Annotated in this window: 15 protein-coding genes and 2 pseudogenes; 4 read left to right on the top strand and 13 right to left on the bottom strand. The window is 61.5% G+C overall.

Annotated features, from left to right (window positions below):
- Positions 1–326 precede the first annotated feature (326 nt).
- The 10 genes and pseudogenes from OKW28_RS13200 to OKW28_RS13155 form a co-directional block, all read right to left on the bottom strand.
- The gene (locus OKW28_RS13200) at positions 327–773 is read right to left on the bottom strand and encodes a hypothetical protein (protein WP_429446114.1); all 447 of its coding nucleotides are present in this window, start codon (positions 771–773) and stop codon (positions 327–329) included.
- A gap of 219 nt (positions 774–992) precedes the next feature.
- Positions 993–1,201, bottom strand: a pseudogene (locus OKW28_RS13195) (hypothetical protein); the annotation flags it as partial.
- A gap of 220 nt (positions 1,202–1,421) precedes the next feature.
- Complete coding sequence (locus OKW28_RS13190; protein WP_429446955.1) at positions 1,422–2,885, bottom strand: efflux transporter outer membrane subunit; 1,464 nt, start codon at positions 2,883–2,885, stop codon at positions 1,422–1,424.
- Positions 2,886–2,887: 2 nt separating this feature from the next.
- Positions 2,888–6,061 (bottom strand): efflux RND transporter permease subunit, encoded by a 3,174-nt coding sequence (locus tag OKW28_RS13185; RefSeq protein WP_429446111.1) that lies wholly within the window; start codon positions 6,059–6,061, stop codon positions 2,888–2,890.
- Positions 6,058–7,143, bottom strand: a complete 1,086-nt coding sequence (locus OKW28_RS13180) for an efflux RND transporter periplasmic adaptor subunit (protein ID WP_429446953.1) — start codon at positions 7,141–7,143, stop codon at positions 6,058–6,060. Before OKW28_RS13180 ends, OKW28_RS13185 begins: the two co-directional genes overlap by 4 nt.
- A 321-nt stretch (positions 7,144–7,464) precedes the next feature.
- Positions 7,465–8,829, bottom strand: a complete 1,365-nt coding sequence (locus OKW28_RS13175) for a lyase family protein (protein ID WP_429446108.1) — start codon at positions 8,827–8,829, stop codon at positions 7,465–7,467.
- A gap of 424 nt (positions 8,830–9,253) precedes the next feature.
- Positions 9,254–9,535 (bottom strand): hypothetical protein, encoded by a 282-nt coding sequence (locus OKW28_RS13170; protein ID WP_429446105.1) that lies wholly within the window; start codon positions 9,533–9,535, stop codon positions 9,254–9,256.
- Between the two features lie 904 nt (positions 9,536–10,439).
- A complete protein-coding gene (locus OKW28_RS13165; RefSeq protein WP_429446951.1) occupies positions 10,440–10,799 on the bottom strand; it encodes a hypothetical protein in 360 nt (119 codons plus the stop codon).
- Between the two features lie 17 nt (positions 10,800–10,816).
- Positions 10,817–11,242: a hypothetical protein gene (locus tag OKW28_RS13160; RefSeq protein ID WP_184072442.1), complete on the bottom strand. Its 426-nt coding sequence runs from the start codon at positions 11,240–11,242 to the stop codon at positions 10,817–10,819.
- Between the two features lie 643 nt (positions 11,243–11,885).
- Positions 11,886–12,364: pseudogene (locus OKW28_RS13155) on the bottom strand (ISKra4-like element ISBte1 family transposase); the annotation flags it as partial.
- Between OKW28_RS13155 and OKW28_RS13150 the strand changes: the two are divergent.
- Together OKW28_RS13150 and OKW28_RS13145 are read left to right on the top strand one after the other, a co-directional pair.
- Complete coding sequence (locus OKW28_RS13150; RefSeq protein ID WP_429446102.1) at positions 12,284–12,886, top strand: ATP-binding protein; 603 nt, start codon at positions 12,284–12,286, stop codon at positions 12,884–12,886. The pseudogene OKW28_RS13155 and the gene OKW28_RS13150 sit on opposite strands and share 81 nt — an antisense overlap.
- Positions 12,887–13,071: 185 nt before the next feature.
- Positions 13,072–13,743: a response regulator transcription factor gene (locus tag OKW28_RS13145; protein WP_429446949.1), complete on the top strand. Its 672-nt coding sequence runs from the start codon at positions 13,072–13,074 to the stop codon at positions 13,741–13,743.
- 60 nt (positions 13,744–13,803) lie between these two features.
- Here the strand turns inward: OKW28_RS13145 and OKW28_RS13140 are convergent, their stop codons facing one another.
- Entirely contained in the window at positions 13,804–14,244 is a 441-nt protein-coding gene (locus OKW28_RS13140; protein WP_429446100.1) for a response regulator transcription factor, read from the bottom strand.
- Positions 14,245–14,909: 665 nt separating this feature from the next.
- Here OKW28_RS13140 and OKW28_RS13135 point away from each other — a divergent pair.
- Both OKW28_RS13135 and OKW28_RS13130 read left to right on the top strand, forming a co-directional pair.
- Complete coding sequence (locus tag OKW28_RS13135) at positions 14,910–15,386, top strand: hypothetical protein (RefSeq protein WP_429446097.1); 477 nt, start codon at positions 14,910–14,912, stop codon at positions 15,384–15,386.
- 760 nt (positions 15,387–16,146) lie between these two features.
- The gene (locus tag OKW28_RS13130) at positions 16,147–17,016 is read left to right on the top strand and encodes a substrate-binding periplasmic protein (RefSeq protein WP_429446094.1); all 870 of its coding nucleotides are present in this window, start codon (positions 16,147–16,149) and stop codon (positions 17,014–17,016) included.
- Between the two features lie 340 nt (positions 17,017–17,356).
- Here OKW28_RS13130 and OKW28_RS13125 read toward each other — a convergent pair whose 3' ends face one another.
- Together OKW28_RS13125 and OKW28_RS13120 are read right to left on the bottom strand one after the other, a co-directional pair.
- The gene (locus OKW28_RS13125) at positions 17,357–17,518 is read right to left on the bottom strand and encodes a hypothetical protein (RefSeq protein ID WP_429446091.1); all 162 of its coding nucleotides are present in this window, start codon (positions 17,516–17,518) and stop codon (positions 17,357–17,359) included.
- 245 nt (positions 17,519–17,763) lie between these two features.
- Complete coding sequence (locus OKW28_RS13120; protein WP_429446088.1) at positions 17,764–19,623, bottom strand: ATP-binding protein; 1,860 nt, start codon at positions 19,621–19,623, stop codon at positions 17,764–17,766.
- Positions 19,624–19,776: the final 153 nt, after the last annotated feature.

Genomic DNA, 19,776 nt, shown 5'->3' with positions numbered 1-19,776 from the left:
GAGCCGGCTCATGCTTGTGCCCGTTGTCCGCCTCGATCATTGCGGTGGTGCGGGTGTGGTTCACCAACGATTCGTCTGCCAAATAGACCGCCAGAAGTCTCCGTTGAACCGATCAACACCGCTTGACAAACACGGATAAGCAATTCAGCGAACGGCAGTTCAGGGGTTCAATAGCTGCCGCAGATGGGGTGCCGGGTTCAATGGGTCGGAAGTACCCATTCGGCTCTCTTGAGAGGCGGTCATTGGCAGGCTCCCAGCCTGACTTCGGCGCCGAAGAGGCGTGGCAGGCAGGAAGCCTTGCACCGTGAGGGTACGGACGCCGCGCGTCAAGACGGGCTGCAGACCACCGCGGTCAGCAACAACGGAATCACCATGCGCACGGTAGCGTTGCTGCCAGCATCGCGCACGCGCGATTCGACCGCGTCGCTGGGAGCGGACAGCACAGCGCCGTACAGCGGGCCCGCGAGCGCATTGCCGCGGCCCTTCTTGAACGTCCCGTCGTCCTGCTCGTACCCAAGCACGGCGTAGACACGAAAGCCGAAGGCCGTTATGTCGCTGCCTTGTGCTGGCCGAAACGCGTTGACCGAATTCGCCTCAACGTGCATCGGATTCGGGTTGATGTACTGGTTGTTGATGAGCTGCCCGATAAACGCGTGTGGACTCGCCCTGCAGTCGAATTGCCCATCAAGCGCGTACGCGTGCGCCGCGACTGGGCAGAAGCCTGCGCCTGACACCAGCAGTATGACGAGTACTTTTAGAAAACGGATTGCCATGGTGAACGTGCCCGAACCGCGGGGGTCGACATGCAAAACACGAGCCAGCCTGTAGTCTCGCAGATTTTCGCCGTCCGCGTATGCGTGTTATGAGCGAACGATGCAGTTGGGGTAGGAGTCGGCTGCAGCGGCTCGGCTCCGACCATGTCTGACGAATGGCCGGTGTTCGCATGCGTACGCCGCCGTGATTGGCCTCGCACGAGCGTCTGAGGTTATGTGCCATCCCTGACAGCAGCGCGCCCATTGCGCTCCGGTCGCGCCGCGGCCCGCGCCGCCGAATGCCGCGCCGGTCATCCCGACCGCGAGATGGACCTTCCTGTTCCCCCATCGGCGCGCACACGGACGTCCTTGGCGGGCACGCCGGTTTCGCCCTCCTGCCACTCGGGCGTCTTGGGAACGCCGTCGGTTTCGCCCAGAAGATAGGCCCTCCCGTAGGTTTGCGAAATAGCAGATTGCATTCGTGGCAGGCAATCAGTTTCTGATGCTCCATACGGACCGACCAGGATGAATTTTCTGGTGTCATTCGACGCGGTTGAAATGCCGGCTCATTTATGTTTTGGGTGCCTAACTAGCGCCTGGCACCACAGCTACTCTCGATGGATGGCGACCCGGTCAAGGGCCGCTCATCCCGAACTCATCGAGGGACGATCATTCTCTTGACGCAGCTACCGGCTGCCCGGCCGGCAGTTCGCCCATCGACTGGAACAGCGCCGCAGTATCGCTCATACGCTGGCTTGCTGCGCGAATCGAGTTGAGCTGTGCGCTTAGAAACCGCTGCTCGCTGGCATGCTCCGCCGTTGACGGCAGCGAACCCATGCGGCAGCGCGACGCGGTATCGTCGAATCCCGCCTGCGCTGCCTGTGCCGCTGCTTCCGTCGACGCGAGTGTCTGTGCGTCGTTATCCAGCGCGGCAAGCGAATCCGCGACATTCTGGAACGCCGACAGAACGGTGGACTTGTAGTTCAGCACCGCCGCATCGTAAGCATCGATCGACGCCTTGCGGTGCGCGAACAGCGCGCCGCCATGGAAAATCGGTTGCGTCAGGCTCGCACCAATGGCCCAGAGTCCGCCCGCGCCTGAGAGCACCGCCGGCCAGCTAAAGCCGCCGCGGCCCATCGAGCCCGTCAGTGACAGGCTCGGAAAGAGCTGCGCGGTCGCAGCGCCGACATCCGCGGCAGCGGCCTTCAGGGCGGCGTCGGCTGCCTGAACGTCGGGGCGCGAACGCAGCAGGACCGACGGCACCTCGACAGGCACGTGTTCGGGCAACGTCAGGCTGTCGAGGTCGGGAACGGCCGGGGCGTTGTCCGGCGTGCGGCCCATCAGCACCGCGAGCGCATGGATGGCTGTGGCGCGCTGCTGGCGTAATGCAGGAAGACTCGCCGCAGCCGTAGCCGCATCCTGCGTCGATGCGAGCGCCTGCGCACGGGAAACTGACCCGAGTGCGTACCGCTGCTGGTCCTCGTTCGCGACCGTCCTGGCCACGGCGACGAGCCGTTCGGTGAGCGCGATCTGGCGATCGAGTGCCGCCACGCTGATCGTCGTACCGACGATGTTTGCCGCGAGCGCGCGCCGCGCCGCCTCCAGTTGATACGCCTGCACGTCTACGCGAGCGGCGCTGGCCGCATTCGCCGAACGCGTCGCACCGAACAGGTCAAAGGTGTAGGACGCGAGAACCTGTCCGGCAAAAAAGTTATAGCGAACCTCGCTGGGGCCAATGCCGGGCACAAGCGGTGAACGCCCGCGATCGACCTGTGCGGCGGCATCGATTGAAGGCAGCGTCGATGCGCCGACCTGGGCGCGCAACTCCTGCTGCGCGGCTGCGAGGGTCCGCTGCGCAGCCCCGAGCGTGGGGCTGTTGCGCAAGCCTTCCTCGACCAGTGCACTCAGCGCGTCCGACCGGTAAAGCCGCCACCATTGCGGAACGCCCACTGCGCCGATATCGAACTGCTGCGCCACGCCGCCCGCTGCGACGGTCCTGGCCGGCTGTGCCCCGGCACCGTAGTGCGCAGGCGAAGGCATCGCCGGGGGTGCGCCGTTCGGGCCGAACGTGCAGGCCGTCAGTGCGATGGCCACAGCCACGGCCATCATGGATGTCTTGTAGTCGAAGCTCATCATCAAACCTCCGTATGCTCGTCGACGACCGGTTGCATTCCGCGCTCGTCGTGCCGGACCCTGAAGCACGCCGCGTACAGCGCGGGCAGGAAGAAGACGGTCAGTACCGTGGCGATTGTGATGCCGCCCATCAGCGCGGTCGCCATCGGGCCGAAGAAACCCGAGCGCAGCAGCGGAATCAGCGCGAGGACGGCGGCAGCGGCCGTCAGCATGATCGGCCTGAAACGCCTCACCGTCGCACCGATGATCGCGTCGAAGCGTCCATGCCCTGCCGCGATGTCCTGATCGATCTGATCGACCAGAATCACGGAGTTGCGCATGATGATGCCGAACATGGCTATCACGCCCAGCAACGCGACGAAGCCGAAGGGCTTGCCGAACAGCAGCAGCGCGGCCACGACGCCAATCAGACCGAGCGGTGCCGTCAGCACGACAATGAAGGTCCGCGCGAAGTTCTTGAGCTGGATCATCAGCAACAGCAGCACGGCGATGATCATCAACGGCATTTCGGCATTGATCGACGTCTGGCCCTTCACGCTTTCTTCGACCGCGCCGCCCACCTGAATGCGATAGCCGACCGGTAGCCTGGCGGTTTCCGCCGCGAGCGCACGTTCGATGTCGTGGGTCACGTCGATGCCCTGCGCGTCGCCGCGCACGTCCGCCTGCACCGTGATGGTCGGCTGACGGTCGCGTTGCCAGATGACGCCGTACTCTTGCGTATCGCGCACGTGTCCGAGCGAACCGAGCGGCACCGGGCCGTGGGGCGTCGGAATCGCGAGGCTCATAAGCTGCGCCGGATTGACACGTTCGCTCTTTGGCGCACGCAGATCGACGTTGATCAGCTTGTCGCGCTCGCGGTACTGCGTCACCGTGTAGCCCGATAGCGTCATCGCGAGGAAGTTCGACACGTCTTCCGACGTGACGCCAAGCTGGCGCGCGCGGTTCTGATCGATCTCGAACGAGATCGAGCGCTCCGCCGGCTCGTCCCAGTCGAACTGGACGTTGCGCGTGCGGGGATCGGCGCGGACCTTGTCCGCCACCGTCTGCGCAATCGATCGCACGGTCGCGATATCGTCGCCGCTCACGCGGAACTTGATCGGGAAGCCGACCGGCGGACCATTCTCGAGCCGGGAGACGCGCGTGCGCATGCCGGAGAAGTCCTTCTCGAGCATGCCGTCGAGCCAACGCATCAGTTCCTCGCGGTTTTCCACGCTTTTTGCGGTAATCACGAACTGCGCGAAATTCGGCTGTTGAAGCTGCTGGTCGAGCGTCAGGTAAAAACGCGGCGCGCCGGTGCCGACGAAGTCGACGAAGTGGTCGATCCCGGCTTTGCCGTCGAGCACCTTTTCCAGGCGCTTCGCTTCACGCAGCGTCGCTTCGAACGAGGCGCCTTCCGGCAACCGCAGATCGACCAGCAGTTCCGGCCGTTCCGAGTTCGGGAAGAACTGCTGCGGCACGCGCGTGAAGGCCAGCATGGAGATCGCGAAAAGCACGACGGTGACGCCGAGCACGACCCATCGACGCTCGACGCACCACGCAACCCATCCCGACAGGTGCCGGTAGAAGCCGGTGTTGCCGATTTCATGCGGATCATGGTGCGCACCGCCGGGTTCAGGCTTGCGTTCCGGCAGCAGGTGATAACCCAGCAACGGCACCAGCACGACGGCCGCGAACCACGAAACGATCAGCGCGATGGCCGACACTTCGAAGATCGAACGCGTGTATTCGCCCGTGCTCGATTTGGCGAGCGCAATCGGCAGGAAGCCGCATACGGTGACGAGCGTGCCTGTGAGCATCGGGAATGCCGTGCTGGTATACGCGAACGCTGCCGAGCGCGCCCGGCTCCAGCCTTGCTCCAGCTTCACCGCCATCATTTCCACGGCAATGATCGCGTCGTCGACGAGCAGACCCAGCGCGAGCACGAGTGTGCCGAGCGAGACCTTGTCCAGGCCGATATTGAAGATGTGCATGCACAGCGCGGTTACCGCCAGCACGATCGGAATCGTGATCACGACGACCATGCCGGTGCGCAGACCGAGCGAGACGAGGCTCACGACCAGCACGATCGCCACCGCTTCGCCAACCGATTTCACGAACTCATCCACCGAGTGCTTCACCGCGTGCGGCATGCTCGACACCGGCGCGAGTTTCAGACCCGCCGGCAGCGTGGCCTGCAGTTCGGCGGCTTTTGCGTCGAGCGCCTTGCCGAGGTCGATCACGTCGCCGCCCTTTTGCATCGTCACGCCGATGCCGAGCACCGCCTGGCCGCCGACGCGCGTCTGGGTCACCGGTGGATCGTCATAACCGCGTGTGATCTTCGCGATGTCGCCCAGCCGGAAGGTGCGCTTGTTGATGGTGATCAGCATGTCGGAGAGCGCCTGCACGTCCTTGAACGCGCCGCTCGGCCGCACGAACACGCGGTCGTCCGCGGTCGTGATGGTGCCGACGGGCGCCACGGTGTTCTGCGCGTCGATGGCCTGAGCGAGTTGCTGCGGCGTGATTGCGAGCCGCGTGAGCTGCGCATTCGATATCTCGACGAAGATGTGCTGATCGGGGTCGCCAAAATAGTCGACCTTGGCCACACCGGGTATGCGCAGCAGGACTGTGCGCAGCCTGTCAGCGTAGTCGTGCAGTTGCGCCGGCGAAAAGCCGTCGCCTTCGAGCGCATAGATGTTGGTGTAGACGTCACCGAATTCGTCATTGAAGAACGGACCGACGGTGCCCTTCGGCAGCGTCGCGGCAATGTCGCCGACTTTCTTGCGCACCTGATACCAGGTTTCCGGCACTTCCTTGACGGGCGCGGAGTCCTTCATGGCGAAGAAGATCATCGACTCGCCGGGGCGCGAGTAGCTCTTGATGTAGTCGATATACGGCGCCGCTTGCAGCTGGCGGCCGATCCGGTCCGTGATCTGTTCCTGCACCTCGCGCGCAGTCGCACCAGGCCAGTAGGTCTTGATCACCATCGTGCGGAAGGTGAACGGCGGATCTTCCGACTGCGCGAGTTGCGTATAGCCGATCACGCCGAAAAGCGTGACGAGCCCGATCAGAAAGATCACGAGCTGCTGATGACGCAGCGCCCAGGAGGAAAGATTGAAGCCACCTTCGCCAGATTTGTCTGCCCCGGAAGACGGGACGGGCGCGCTGTTGCCTGCGGATTCACTGTCGCGGGCCCTCATGACGGGAAGTCCTCGGGATGCAGCGGGGGCACCACCTGCACATGCTGGCCTGCGCTCACGGCGTGTGCGCCTTGGAGCATGACTCGGTCTCCGTCGCGGAGGCCCGATCCGATCGAGACGGTGCGCTCGTCATATCGCTGGATAGTGACTGGGCGCAGTTCGAGTGTGTCGGTGCCGGCGCGCACCACCCAGACAGCGGGGTGCTCACCCTGGTGAAAGAGCGCCGTCACCGGCAGCGCAAAAATCTGCCCCACGGGCGCGTCGCCGACGACATCGAACCCCACATTCGCCGTCATGCCGAGGCGCACGTCGCGGCTCGGGGCGGCCAGCGTCAGCTTGACGCGCCAGGTGCGGCTTTCTCGATCGGCAGCAGCCGATACCTCGCGCACGCGCGCCTCGAAGGTCTTGCCGGGTAGCGCCGGCAGCGTTACGCGCGCCTTGCTGCCAACTGTCAGCGAGTTCAGCGTCCGCTCGGGCGCGTCGCAGACGATATCCACGTCGCCCGTCCAGTCGAGGTGATAGACCGATTGGGTTCCCTGGACGTTCTGGCCCGTGTCGGCGTCCTCCGAGGCAATCACGCCGTCGTGGTCCGCTGTCAGCGTCGCATAGCGCAGATTGTCCGAGGCGAGCGCCATCTGGGCGAGCGCCGAATCACGCTGGGCGAGCGCGGAGGCGTAGGCGTCCTGCGTCTGTTCAAGTTGCGCCGGTGCGATCAGGTTCGCCTGCGCCTGCGCCTGATCGCGGTCGAGCTGCTGCTTCGCGTAGACAAGTCGATGCTCGGCGGCATCGAGCTGGGCTCGTGCGTTGGCCAGGTTATTGCGCAGGTCGGTCGGGTCGAGCAGTGCAACAACCTGTCCCGCCTTGACGGCATCGCCGAGATGAACCCGCCGTTCGATGATTTTGCCGCCCACCCGGAACGAAAGCGCCGTCGAGTAGCGCGCCTGCACCTGAGCCGGCAGCGACGCACCTACCGCGCGCCCGTCAGCGTGAACGGCCAGGGCGACCACGGGCTTCGGCTCAGGAGCGGCGGCTTCGCGCGACTGGCATGCCGACAGCAGGATTGCGCTGCAAGCCGCGACCATCACGTGCGTCCGCTTGGGCGATCGTATGAACGAAGCTAAGAAGATACGTGCAATTTTAGGCGCGACAGGAACGGAATGTTTCACGATGTTCACAAGGCAGAGGATTGATCCAGGTAAAAAATTTCCCGATGCTGTAGACCCGCGATGCAACGAAGCACGGTTCGCCGTCAGCATGGGTGCGCAAACAATCTCTATCAATACACTGGACTCCTACGTATTTACATGGCATGCCGGCAACATGTGTCCTCCCGATGGGACGCGCGCACTCAGCGTCTGACTCGCGCGCCTACATGCACACTTGCCTCGCGGGTCTTTTGCTCTCTACCCCGGCATCGACAAAACTACCGATAAATCGCCTGCGCCAGCGCGCAGGGCCCGGTCGAGTTCCTCCTCGGCTATCAGTTGCCGGTGCAGCACCGCCTCTCTTAGCATGCTGTATCTGGAATGCGCGCCGGGTATGTGAGCACTCTTGCCGCCAATATAGGGATTTGCCGCAGTCGCCATCGCGCGACTACACTCGGGCATCTCCCGAATCTGTTCAGAATTGGCCGCGATCCCCCTGATGCAATGCTCGGCCAGCGTCTTGCATGGATGCACCTGAACCGATTCAGCCGCGAACGTGACCGCGACGTCGCTCGCCAAAATCCGGAGTGCCATCTGACGGACGACATCGGAAATCACCGCATTCGGTCTGCCAGGCGTGACAAAGGAGTCGGTCCGCATCCATGCGAGATCGATTTCGGGCACGTCGAATAGTGCCCGGATGGATATCAGATGGAGGTCACCGCACGCGTTCGAAAGCTCGACGGCAAGGTCGGTCAAAATGCCGGAAATCCGCAAATACGCGGCACATTCCTGGGTTCTTTCAATCGGAGTTGACGCCATAGGCAACCCGAGCGCGGTCATTGCGTTTACTGCATCAACAGCTTCGACTTCAACCGCTTCGAGTTCATATCCGGAATGGGCGGTAGCGCCCGCGTCAATCGTCGCGCGAAGATAGATTTCACGAAGCTGCGCGGATGTCTCTCGCAACCTGGCCATCTGTTCGTCTAGCAAAAGCGCATGCGTCAAAAACTTGAAAGCCAGCGTGGTGTGAACTGCATCGTATAACTGGGTGGTTCGGTCGAATTGCAGCAAATCGCGGAATTCCTCCGCCTTTCTGACGAAGGCGGACCGCAACGCATCGCACCCGTCACATAGGTGTTCAATCGCATCGCAGATCGAGATCCTAAGTGCGGTCGAATAGACATTGCCGCCTCCGGGACACATGCACGCACCTGGATCCAGATGAACATAGTCGCCGTGCGGACGACCCAGAAGTTCAAGAGCGCGGTTGCATATCACCTCGTTGGCGTTCATGTCGGTCTCAGTGTCAGCGCGGCCCTGAGTCACGTCGACGAAGCACTGGTCACACAAGCGTCCTTTCTGCGCCTCCACGCAAGAGGCGACGATTGCGTCACCAAGTGGGGGTTCAAGTAGATGCAACTCGGCATGCACTTCTGCGACAGCCTGCTTGACTGCCGCCAGCGCATTCAGCCGGTCTGGGTATGCGCCTACCGGGGTCCCCGATATGGGACAGTTCTCGACGGCGCCAGGCGTGTGAATGCCATATCGCGCTTCCTCGGGTGTTTCCCGCTTGCCCGGCGAATCGTATTCGACCCGGAAGCCTGGTCTGCCGATCTCCATATTCACTCCTGCCAAGGATGAGTGCTTGCATAACACACGCAATAGCCAATAGCGGTCGCTCTGCTTATCAAAGGCAGAGCTGGTTCGGACAGGGTTCGTCGGTATGCATTCCGGTCGAACGAGGCGAGAAGCTATATTCGCGGTAGGCATTGGTGCCTACATAGAGCCAGTTGCGCAAAATGTTTGACATGTCACTTCCTTAGCAGCCGTTGGTGAGACCACGATCTCGTGAAGCGGGTGTATAGCCGCATGTTGATTTCCGGCGCCCATTGCGGGTAACTTCTGACGGCTAATCGGAGTGCACCGACCCGGCGCAGAAACGGGCCGAGGAAATACCCCGGTTTCGCAGTCGATGACTACCGCGAAGCCAAGGCGCGCGGACGCTAAAACGCCATTGGGGTCGATGGGGCAACGCAAAAAAGACTCATCGCGCACAGGAAAGAGAAAACTTTAGCGGCATGGCGAGCGCCGAATAGCGCGGCAATGCCTGGGCCAACAACACAGGTCTCGTCGACACCGCCGAGGTGAACGCAGCGTCACCGATGTTCAACAGGAAGTCAGATACTGTCTGGATGAGCATTCGCCAGGAGACGACATGCGTCGCAGCGGTGACAGCGAATCCGGTATTTCGCCGTTTGACGTCCCGACGCCAAGGATGTGCTTGCGCAAACTGCAATGCCTTCACTCGTGCTCGTTCGTCAAACATCGATTACTTCTCCAGGAGGGTGTGACGGGATCTTCATTATCAGTATGCGTATCGAGGTCTGGCTCGCACGCTACCGTGCATCCGAGCCGCGCGAATGCCACTGGACGATCACGTTTCGGACGCCGCCGGATGAATCAGACTCCGTCGATCGCCCCATGCAAAGGCGCTGTCCACATTTCCTACGATAGACGCCAGCGACCCAGGAAGATATCGTACCGTCGGTTATCGCGCGTCTACCTGCCCGTCCAAAGCCTATACGGCGGTATAGCGCACGCGGCGACAGGGATAAGACCAATCCGCTCAGGTGTGGGGTCCGATAACCTCGTTCAGCAGCGTGCGGAAAGCCGGCGTGTACCCATGCGTGTTGTTCCGGTGGCCGCGATAAAGCGATTCGTTTTTTTCGCCATCTCATTCGCTCGCGCCTGCACCGCAGCAGCTATCGTTTTACCGAGATATCGGCGACGAGCCAAACGTTTGGCGCGTCCGTCGAGGTATCAACATATACCGTGACCAATACACTGGAGCGAAGCGGCCGCGACTGCCTCCTGGAAGTGCGCGACGACGGTCGCGGCGAAATTGCTGTCGACAGTTTGCGTGGCAATGGCACCGCCATCACGGTTACGCTTTCCAGTCGACCAGCGGTCGGCAACGTAGTGCAGTCGAGAAACTGCATTATTGAGTCGTTCTGCAACAGATCAAATGAATCCGTCAGAAGGCGGCTGACTACGGCCGGTCGTCGTCGGGCCATCGGAGACGGTCGGACGTCGGTTTTCCTCGCAAACGACGGAATCTGGTCGCGGCGCACGCTTCACTATCCTGTGGCTGATCAATCAGCATGCTACCGGCCGCTACGACTCGCGGACCCTCGCATCGCCAATGCGCGATCAATTATTCGTTTTGCGTGTCAGACGAACCCGTACCGCTTACCGAGAGCGGCGAGAAGATCTGGCCACTGATCGACGCTGGCGCCATCGTGAATCTCCTCAAGTTCGCACAGCAGATCGACAATGCCCGGATCGTAGGCATTGACGTTGGATGCATACAGCGCCTGCAGTAGCTTGCCGTCCCGGGCGTGCCGATAGTACGAAATGCCGATCCCTTCGATGTCCGGGTGATAGAACTCGTCGCTAACGAGCGATCCGACTGCGCACTCGCGGTCGTTGTCGCCGCGCAGCCGGCATGAGCCGTTCTCGTCCTCCGAGACGGCCCCTTGGTTAAGCAGATGAGCGCTGACGCGCTCGTATATCTTTCTTGCGCACTGCATCACGACACCTGCGACCCTCAAGCAGCGGCTTTCAGAAACGTGGCCGACAGGGCAAATTGTCGAGCAATTGATGCCAGCCGCTCACTCCATTCCCATGTGCCAAATACATCGTGGACGTTCTGCAGACAACTAAGCAATTCGACAGTCACCGGATCGGACACATCGATGCGCGAGCGAAGTAGCGCGCGCTTGAGCGCCGCGACACCGATATCCATGTAAGCCGGCACGTCCTTTGGCGGTTTTGCGACGTAGCGGATGGGCACGCCTTCCATTGCCGTCATATAGTCGCGCGGCTTAATGAAGCTGCCGACCGGACAGCTGCCGCAGTAGCCTCGATAGGCGCCGCCGCCGCGAGGCAGCAGGGAGGCTCGCGCCTGGCCGAATAAATGCTCTACAGCGTGGTTGAAAATCTCCTGATGTGTCAGGAAGCTCCGGCTTTTCATGTCCACCTCTTTGCGTCTTTCGCATCGGCCAGTCGTTGACAACGGGCAGCCTGCGCTCAAAGTATCAAACGTCGCCGCCGGGCCAAAGGGGCTGCTGCGAATACAAGCGACGCGAAGTTTTGACGGAATCTCGATTTGGCTCGAAGCCGCCTGCGCTAGTCAGACCGGAGGCCGTTGCAGGCGCAAAGCGCGGCTGCATCGGGCATGGGCTTACGGTACAGCCGCGACCGAAATTGGGCTATCACACGGAAGGAAGGAACGCCTCTACGTTGGGATGCACCGGCACAGTGTTCAGTGTTGCGTGAATATACGGGCGTATAGGCTCTGCCTCCGAGATTTCGATAACGATTGAGTACGCGATGCGAGTGGGCGACTGTGGGGCCGTAGCCGCATGCTACGTCGCGCGCGGGATGCACAGGCCGATCATGAGAGCGGGCGGCGAAAGGCGCTCAAATCGGCGCTCTACCGTGCTCGCAGCGCGCTTGTCGACCGCATGGACCTGTCAGGCGCGCAGCGCCGCGAGCAGCGCCGCGAGCAGCTGTCCGCGACACGGGTTGCGCGCCTTGAGGCAGAGGCCGCGCTGCGTGTGCAGATCGCGAAAGAGCGTGACGCGCTGAAGGGAGACCGCGCCAAAGCGGGGGCTCTACGCCGCGATATGGTGAGCGTGATTGTTGCCCGCGAGCGCCGGATACCATCGCTCGAAGCATGATCGCAGTTGCGCATTCAGGACGGCCGTCCTCACCTGCAGAAGGCCATGCGCGTGAGCCGGCCGCCACGCCATTTGCTGCCGCTTCACAAAACGCTTGCTGACCACTTGTTCAATAAAGCTTGAGGTGATCGGCTCGCCGTGGCGGTACCGGTCCCCATAGTTCACGATAAAGTTCTGGTTGTTCTCGAGGTGGCCGATGAACTCCTCCAGTCTGGCGAGCAGCCTGGCCTCCTCGGGACGGGACTGCACGCCGCGTCGAGCGCCCAACCCAGGCTTTCAAGCCGCCGCAGTGCCGGCTAGGAACAGCCGTGCCACAGGTGCCATTTGGCCCGATGCAGCGTATCGATCAGCGCGTCGGCACACCGCCGTTCGTCGCGTTCCGGAAGCCCTTTGATCACCTGTCCGAGATTGCGATGGGCGTCGACGGCCAAGGGCACGCCATCATAGAGGCTCGAGACACCGGCGTGGGGCTGCGCAACAGAGAGCTGGAACACCTTTTTGAATCGTTTTATACGACGAAAGCGGGAGGCAAGGGCATGGACCTTGCCATTTGCAGGTCCATTGCCGAGACTCATGGCGAGCGTATCGGCGCAGGCGCCGAACAAGCCTGGCAGTGCGGTGTTTCGCTTCGCCATCCCTGTCGAACGGCACGATTGTCCGCGTTAAAGCCCGCGGCGGCAGGGGCGGTTTGCGGCTGCGTTTGTGCTGCCGGGGCATGCAGCGGCCAACAGCAGCTGTTTTCCGGTATCTCCTGCTTTTGTGCTGCCCGCGCGTCAAGCGGGGCCGGGTGGCTGCGCTTGCCAAGGCGCGCAGAGGTAAATCTGCACCACGCCTCTGGCATCGACGACATAGTAAGCTCCGAACAGAGGGTGTATCCCTCGCTCCATGCCGCGGTTCATGTTCTAGCCGCTTCGTGCGATGCATTGCAGACGTAGATGCAAGGGTAGCGGGCCGCTTGGGCGGCGGCAAACCTCCATTCGGACATTTACCCTACTCTCGTTTTACCGTGTCATACTTGAAACGCGTCTTACGGGCGCAAAACGGCGCGGATGCGTCTCTGTCAAGCGGGCGAAAATGTCTCATCAGTCCGCCGCATTGTTGGCGTGTTGAGGACTCGTTTATGGCTACCGATAGGCATATACCGTCGTCCACGGGTGGAATCCGCGGCTCGACAGTCTTCGTCGTCGACGACGAAGAGTCCATCCGCCTCGCGCTGTGCGATCTACTGGAGTCCGTCGGGTATTCCGTCAAGACGTTCTGTTCCGTGCAGGAATTCGTGACGTTTCGCAAACCCGCCGGCCCGAGCTGTCTCATCCTCGATGTCAGGCTCAAAGGCGAAAGCGGTCTGGCGTTCCAGCAGGCGATGGCACGCGAGGGACTGCAAATGCCGGTTCTCTTCATGACGGGGCATGGCGACATGGAAATGTCGGTGCGAGCAATGAGAGCTGGTGCATTCCATTTTTTCCCGAAGCCGTTTCGTGACCAGGATATGCTCGACGCGATTTCCGAGGCAATTTCGAAAGACTCGCAACGCCTCGAAAAGGAACACAGCCTCGCGGCTGTACGCGCCGCGTACGCCTCGCTGACGCCGCGCGAACGCGAGATCCTGGCGCTGGTGGTCAGCGGAATGCTCAACAAGCAGATCGCCGCCCAACTCAACCTGAGCGAAATCACGGTGAAAATCCATCGCGGCCAGTTGATGAAAAAAATGGACGCGCGCTCACTCCCGGATCTCGTCTTCAAGGCCGCCGCACTCGAAATTGGGCGGCAACAAACAAAGCCGCGCCCTTAGGCTCGCGCCAGCCGCCATTGACGGAAAGAGGTCCGAAAACGGTGTTTTGAGCGCCCCTGCCTAAATCCCGACGTTGCCGAGTGCTCGCTTCAGGAGCGCCGCATCCACGGGCTTGTCGAGCAGCGTGATGGCTGTGCTGGACTGCACCTGCACTCGCAGCGCGTCGCTGGGAAACGCGCTCACGAAGATCGTCGGCGGCGCGGCGCCCAGTGCGACAAGACGGTCAAGCAACTCCAGTCCTGACATGCCGGGCATGCGGACGTCGGAAAGCAGGACTCCGTTTTCGGTGCGAAGGTGCGACGCCCGCGCCGCCAGATAGTCCGAAGGCAGCGAGTAAGTTTCGGTCGAATAGCCGAGCGATTGCACCAGGCTTTCGAGCGCCAGGCGGGATGATTCGTCGTCGTCGACAATCCAGACGATCCCGGAAACGGAAGCCCGCGCCTGTCGTTGCGAGGGGCTTCGGGAGGACATAAGGTCGCTTGCCAATGATTGCTTATTCAATCTAGCCCCTGGAGCGTCGACTTGTCCATCATACCGACGTATGTCTGACTATCCCTTCCGGAATGATGAGACGCAGTGCGTCGGCCCCGCATCGAGACTTGCCGGGCGCGCCCTCGCTCAAGGTTTCATCGTACGAACACCGTCCAAGGAACCTTGAGTACACCTCTCGTGGCTAATCTTACCGCCGCGGTGCTGCCTCGGAATGTTGCCCCGAACCTCTTCTGACTGTCCCCATATCCTTTCCTTACGGTTGCCTGGAGTCTTCTGCAGAGCGAGACGCGCAGTCCGGCAAGTTCCCTTACCGATTATCGCGACTGAACTGCTCCACGGCGGCCCGCGTCGACGTTGTCTTCAAACGAAAAAACCTACGCTTCGGATCTTTCAGACCGACGGTAAGTCGAGCCATACCGACGTATGAGTTCGACAAACAACGGTGGGCGAAAGTCCAAACGCTCGCAGAATGGATTCGATACCACCCGGCCGTCTATCTTGGCAATCATAGGCGGTGCTGCTTACAAGTCGACTCCCTTTAAAGGCACAACAGGTCCCGCCCCCGCCTATCGGTGAGCGTTGACCTGCAAGTCGTTCTGTGCGTCGACAGGCTCAGATGCGTTACGTGTTGGAGACACACGTTTTCGTCTCGGCATGCCCGTCAAAGGTTAACCATGTTCAGCAAACGCACAGGTCATCGCTGTTTTCCGCGGGCGGAAACAAAGGCGTCCAACGGCAACAGCATCGGCCGACCGGCCGGCCTCGCAGTCACCATTTCGGCGCTTGCTGTCTGCTGGTGGGAATTGATCAAGATATCTTTGGACTTCGCATTGACCGACAGCGACGCGGCACTCGGCGCGACAGTAGGCACAAGACTGATCGTGGTGGCGTCTGGACTCGCGGTCGTAGGCGACGCCCCCTTCGCACGGCCCGTTTTCTGTTTTCTGTGCGCGATGAGCGTGCTTGCAGTCGGTCCGGCCATCCCGCTTGAGCTCACAGACTCGCTCCTGGTACCAGCCGTCTCGTTCATCGACTGCGTAACGAAAACATTGTTTCTCGCTTGCGCGTTCTCCTCGTCCAGCAGGAATGGTCGTGACAAGCGCAACCACAGTCACGTTTTTGAAGTAGCCGTACTGCCGCCACGCGACTGACGCGCCGACAACGCTTTTTCCCCAACCTTCATTTTGAGGTGACTTTCATGTCCAACTGTTTGCATAACTGGATCTACGTCGGCGCGAACGCTTACGACGAATACACCTTTGTCCCATGGCTTAATCGGAGCGTCTACCGGAGAACCGTCGACCTTTGCAAAATTTGCATCCAATAGTAGTCCATACATTTCTATCCGACTTCCCTCATTTCACCGGTAGCACTCGACGTCAAGTCGGCCTTTCTGAGGTCCGAGTGCTCGTCTTGTTCAGTTTGCGCAGGAGTGTTTAGTTCCCGATAAACGACTTGGTGGGAACTAAAGTGGACGAGATATTGAGTCGTAGCCCGAAGAGCAAACAACCGAACTTTCCTGTCGAAACGACGCGGCACTTGGTCGAGCAGACCTTCTAACGGGGAGCTTCGGTATCGCTGATTGCCCGCCCTAACAGCACAAATCTGCTGTTCAGGTGGCGACGCCGGGCCGCAGAATTTACCGGAGCGCCTTATTGCGACACAGCATCGCCAAGGGGCAGATGAAAGACGCAGGCAAACCAAGCCATCAGGTGTCCAGCAATTTCTACACGCTGGCGACGTAGGCGATCCTTATCGTATCGCTATCGTCCGCATTGCCTTAGCGCGACAGAAGCGTATCTCGCGCCGCGAGCCACCACGATCGGGGCGTATCATGACCGGCAAGTGCAGGCGGCTGCCTGCAAAAGGCCATTTAGTCGACCGGTTTCCTCCGCGCAACAGGAGCGGATCATGTCCATCATTCCTCGTCTGCTGGTTTGTCTACTGCTTGCGTGGCATGGGGTGGCCACCGGTAACGAAGTCGTTCGCTTTCCGCAGCCCGAGTTCGAAGGCGATCACCGCTCTGACTACGCGCTGCAATTGCTGCAGCTCGCGCTTTCAAAAACCAGCTCCGCATATCGGATCCAGGCCGCCGCGTTTCCCATGACCCAGGAGCGCGAGGTGCGGGAGCTCGAGGCCGGTCGAACGATCGATGTCGCCCCGATTCCCAGCTCCATCGAACGCGAGGCGAGATTGCTACCGATTCGGATCCCCATCAACAAAGGCATGCTGGGATGGCGCCTGGGGCTGATCCGCAAAGGTGACCAGGGCTTGTTCGCGGGCGTCAACACATTGGAGGACCTGAAACGTGTGCGGCTCGCGCAGGGGGGGGACTGGCCGGATACACAGATCCTGCGGGCTAACGGCCTCAATGTGATCACCGCTTTAAACTACGAAGGCCTCTTCAAAATGCTCATAGTCAGGCGCTTCGACTACTTTCCGAGAAGCGTCATGGAAATCTGGGACGAGCAAGCGAACAACGCGGATACCCTGGAGGTAGAGCCCCACCTCGCCCTGCACTACTTCTACGACGCCTACTTCATGGTGAACCGCAAGAACACCCGGCTCGCGCAGGATATCCGCGAGGGGCTCGAAAAGGCCATTGCCGACGGCTCGTTGGACAAGCTCTTCCAGCAATACAATGGCGATCGGCTACGCAAGGCGCACCTGGAAACGCGTACGGTGATCGAGCTGAAAAACCCGTTGCTGACGCCCGGCACGCCTTCCGATCGACCGGAACTCTGGTACGACTTCAGGCGGAAACCCACGAATCCGAAGTGAACCCGGGCCGTATCACGACCGCCGATAACGGTCCCTTGCCGCAATGCCGGTGAGCCCGTTCGCGGGATGCGTGCGCGTTCCGTCGCCTGCGGACCTAGGCAGTTCCTCAAGTCTGACAATCGCCGGGCGGATCCAGTGGGCGAGCGTGGCGAACAGCTTCTTCAGCTGATCCGCTTGGCGACGTGGCCGTTCATCGCGGCGGCGAGCACCTTGTCGCGATCGCCGACCATCGTGTGGGCGGTCATCGCGATCACCGGCAGGGCCACGCCGCTGCGGCTGCTGGCGCAGCGGCGGGGTCGCCGCGCAGCCATCCATGACGGGCATCTGGCTCTGGCAGCCCTCAAGACGCCGTCGAAGCGCTGCTGACCCAGCAGTCGAAGGCCTCCTGGCCGTCGCAGGCGACCCTGACGACGATGCCGGCGCCGCGCAGCACCGTCAACGCGATTTCGCGGTTGCGCGGCACTCCGTCGCGGTGCAGCGCGAGCGCTTCACACGGGTTCATGATCGCGTATCCCATACACAACTACTCGCGCGGACATCACGCAGTACATGATGCAGACCGCCGTGCGTGCGGTGAAACGCACGGCGGGTCCCAACGATGTCGGAGCACAGCGCAACAGTGACTACTTCTTGCCGTAGGCGGTGTCCTGATCCGGCTTCCTGGCGAGGAACCGGAGCACGGCACCGTCAGGGTAGGCGGCCGCGCGTACCAAAACCACAGGGGCGGTCGTCGCGCTTGCGTCGCAATCACGATGAAAAATCCGGATGTACGGGCACCGTGAAGTAGAACACGGCTCCGCGGGGCGGGTTCGCGCTTGCCCACAATCGTCCGCCATGTGCTTCGATGATCGAACGGGAGATCGACAGCCCCATCCCCAAGCCGGTGGACTTCGTCGTGTAGAAGGGGGCGAAAAGGCGCTCGGCGCTTTCCGGGGAAAAGCCTGGCCCCGAATCGCACACTGCCACAAGCACGCAGCCAGCGTCGGCCTTCCCCGTGCTGACCAGCACTTCCCGCGCGCCGTCGCTAGCGCCGCTGATGGCCTCGATCGCGTTGATGACCAGGTTAAGGAGGACCTGTTGCAATTCGATACGGTTTCCCTCGATGAAGGGCAAGCCGTCGGCCAGTTGTGTCTTTACCAGAGCACCCCGCTTCATTGCTTCCCCTCGGGTGATCTCGATCACCTCGCGGATTGCCTCGTTAATGTCCAACGTTTCGTTACGTGGCGTCGTCTTCCTGAGTAGTTCCCGGATCCGGCCGATCACGTCCGCCGCCCGATTGCCGTCCTTGACGATCCGGCGCAGCCCCTGTGCAACCTTCTCCATTTCAGGCGGCTGGGCGCTCAACCACCGAAGCCCAGCCTGGGCGTGAGTGACCGTCGCGGCGATCGGCTGGTTGACCTCATGGGCGATCGAGGCCGCGAGTTGTCCCATTGTCGCAACGCGGTTTGCGTGTGCCAATTCCATCTGCGTCTCACGCAAGGTTTCCGCGGCACGCCTGCGTTCGGTGACATCGCGCGCAATCCCGACAGTACCGGCCACGTGCCCTTGCCCGTCATGCAACGCTGTCTTTATCGTCTCGATCCACCTCATGCTGCCATCCGCATCGACATGAGGCTCCTCGATCCGCTTGCGCCCGTGCGATTCCATCACTTCGACGTCGTCACGAAGATAAGTCCGGGCGAGTTCTGGCGGATGAACATCGAAATCGGTCTTGCCTATCATGTCGTGAGGCTCCGCAAACCCATTCGCGGCGGCAACGGCGCGATTGACTGCGATGAAACGGCCATTTGCGTCCTTAACCCACGCAAGGTCCGGTATGTTATCCAGGATTGCCGCCATGCGTGCATTCGCGTTTCCCAGCTCGATCGCGTGCTGCCGCAGCCTCTCGCGCATTGCGTTGAGGGCATCCACCAGCAGATCGAGCTCATCGCCTTCGACCCGCAAACGCCGCAAGCGCAACGGCGGCAGTTCGGCGCCCGGCGTGACGCTGGCCGCCGATGCGGCGATGTCCAGCAGGTGTCGAGTCGCCAGGTGGTCCACGATGAACAGGATGAAGAACGCGACCAGGAATGTCTTGGCGGCGTTGCTCAGGAGGATGACGATGGCCTGCGCGGCCAGGTCGCGATAGATGTCCGCGAGGGTCGCCTTGATGCGGAGCACGCCGATGTGCTGCGGATGTGTACCGCAGCAAAACAACGGGAATTCCTTCACCACGGCGGCGCTGGTTTGTCGCTCGCCGCGAAAGATCGCGAAGGCAGGGCTAGGCGAAGGCGTCTCTCGCACCTCCACCGCGCGTATGGACGGCAGACGCAATATGCCATCGAGCTGCTCCTCGAGTTGCTTCGAGTCCATCGCCCATAAGCTCTCACCCAAGCTGCGCGACGTGGCTTGATCGATCTCGCCGAATCGGCTCTCGAGACTCGCCCGCTCGCTGCGGTAGCTCAAGGTCAACTGCAGGACAGTCAGGATCAACGTGACCACGGAGCTGAAAAGCACCACACGCAACAGCAGTGCCATCGCGATGCCACCTCGAGGGATTTGCGCAATGGATGCCAACCAGCCGCGGTGCGGCGACTGTAGTTCGAGCTGTTGTTCCTTGGGCGGCATCCGTGGGCTCGCCGGTCGCGATGAAACCTGATCGTATCCCTTAGCCAGCCGTTGGGGAAGTCCGTCGGACCCGGAGTAACCCGGTTTTCAGGGCCAGCTCTTTGATCGCATGATGAAAGGCAAGACCCGGCGCCGCTAGCAGGCGTTCGCCCG

It is taken from the genome of Paraburkholderia sp. 40, from assembly GCF_050434105.1.
Taxonomy (GTDB): Bacteria; Pseudomonadota; Gammaproteobacteria; order Burkholderiales; family Burkholderiaceae; genus Paraburkholderia; species Paraburkholderia tuberum.
Note: the sequence above shows the minus strand (reverse complement) of the source record. Positions and strands in the feature narration are given on the sequence as shown.

Bases quoted from the DNA above. Each gene is read 5' to 3' on its own strand.
- OKW28_RS13170 (WP_429446105.1), bottom strand. From the start codon at position 9,535: ATGTTTGACGAACGAGCACGAGTGAAGGCATTGCAGTTTGCGCAAGCA.
- OKW28_RS13200 (WP_429446114.1), bottom strand. From the start codon at position 773: ATGGCAATCCGTTTTCTAAAAGTACTCGTCATACTGCTGGTGTCAGGC.
- OKW28_RS13135 (WP_429446097.1), top strand. From the start codon at position 14,910: ATGTTCAGCAAACGCACAGGTCATCGCTGTTTTCCGCGGGCGGAAACA.
- OKW28_RS13130 (WP_429446094.1), top strand. From the start codon at position 16,147: ATGTCCATCATTCCTCGTCTGCTGGTTTGTCTACTGCTTGCGTGGCAT.
- OKW28_RS13150 (WP_429446102.1), top strand. From the start codon at position 12,284: ATGCAGCGTATCGATCAGCGCGTCGGCACACCGCCGTTCGTCGCGTTC.
- OKW28_RS13165 (WP_429446951.1), bottom strand. From the start codon at position 10,799: ATGCAGTGCGCAAGAAAGATATACGAGCGCGTCAGCGCTCATCTGCTT.
- OKW28_RS13120 (WP_429446088.1), bottom strand. From the start codon at position 19,623: ATGCCGCCCAAGGAACAACAGCTCGAACTACAGTCGCCGCACCGCGGC.
- OKW28_RS13125 (WP_429446091.1), bottom strand. From the start codon at position 17,518: ATGAACCCGTGTGAAGCGCTCGCGCTGCACCGCGACGGAGTGCCGCGC.
- OKW28_RS13180 (WP_429446953.1), bottom strand. From the start codon at position 7,143: ATGGTCGCGGCTTGCAGCGCAATCCTGCTGTCGGCATGCCAGTCGCGC.
- OKW28_RS13190 (WP_429446955.1), bottom strand. From the start codon at position 2,885: ATGAGCTTCGACTACAAGACATCCATGATGGCCGTGGCTGTGGCCATC.
- OKW28_RS13160 (WP_184072442.1), bottom strand. From the start codon at position 11,242: ATGAAAAGCCGGAGCTTCCTGACACATCAGGAGATTTTCAACCACGCT.
- OKW28_RS13145 (WP_429446949.1), top strand. From the start codon at position 13,072: ATGGCTACCGATAGGCATATACCGTCGTCCACGGGTGGAATCCGCGGC.
- OKW28_RS13185 (WP_429446111.1), bottom strand. From the start codon at position 6,061: ATGAGGGCCCGCGACAGTGAATCCGCAGGCAACAGCGCGCCCGTCCCG.
- OKW28_RS13175 (WP_429446108.1), bottom strand. From the start codon at position 8,829: ATGGAGATCGGCAGACCAGGCTTCCGGGTCGAATACGATTCGCCGGGC.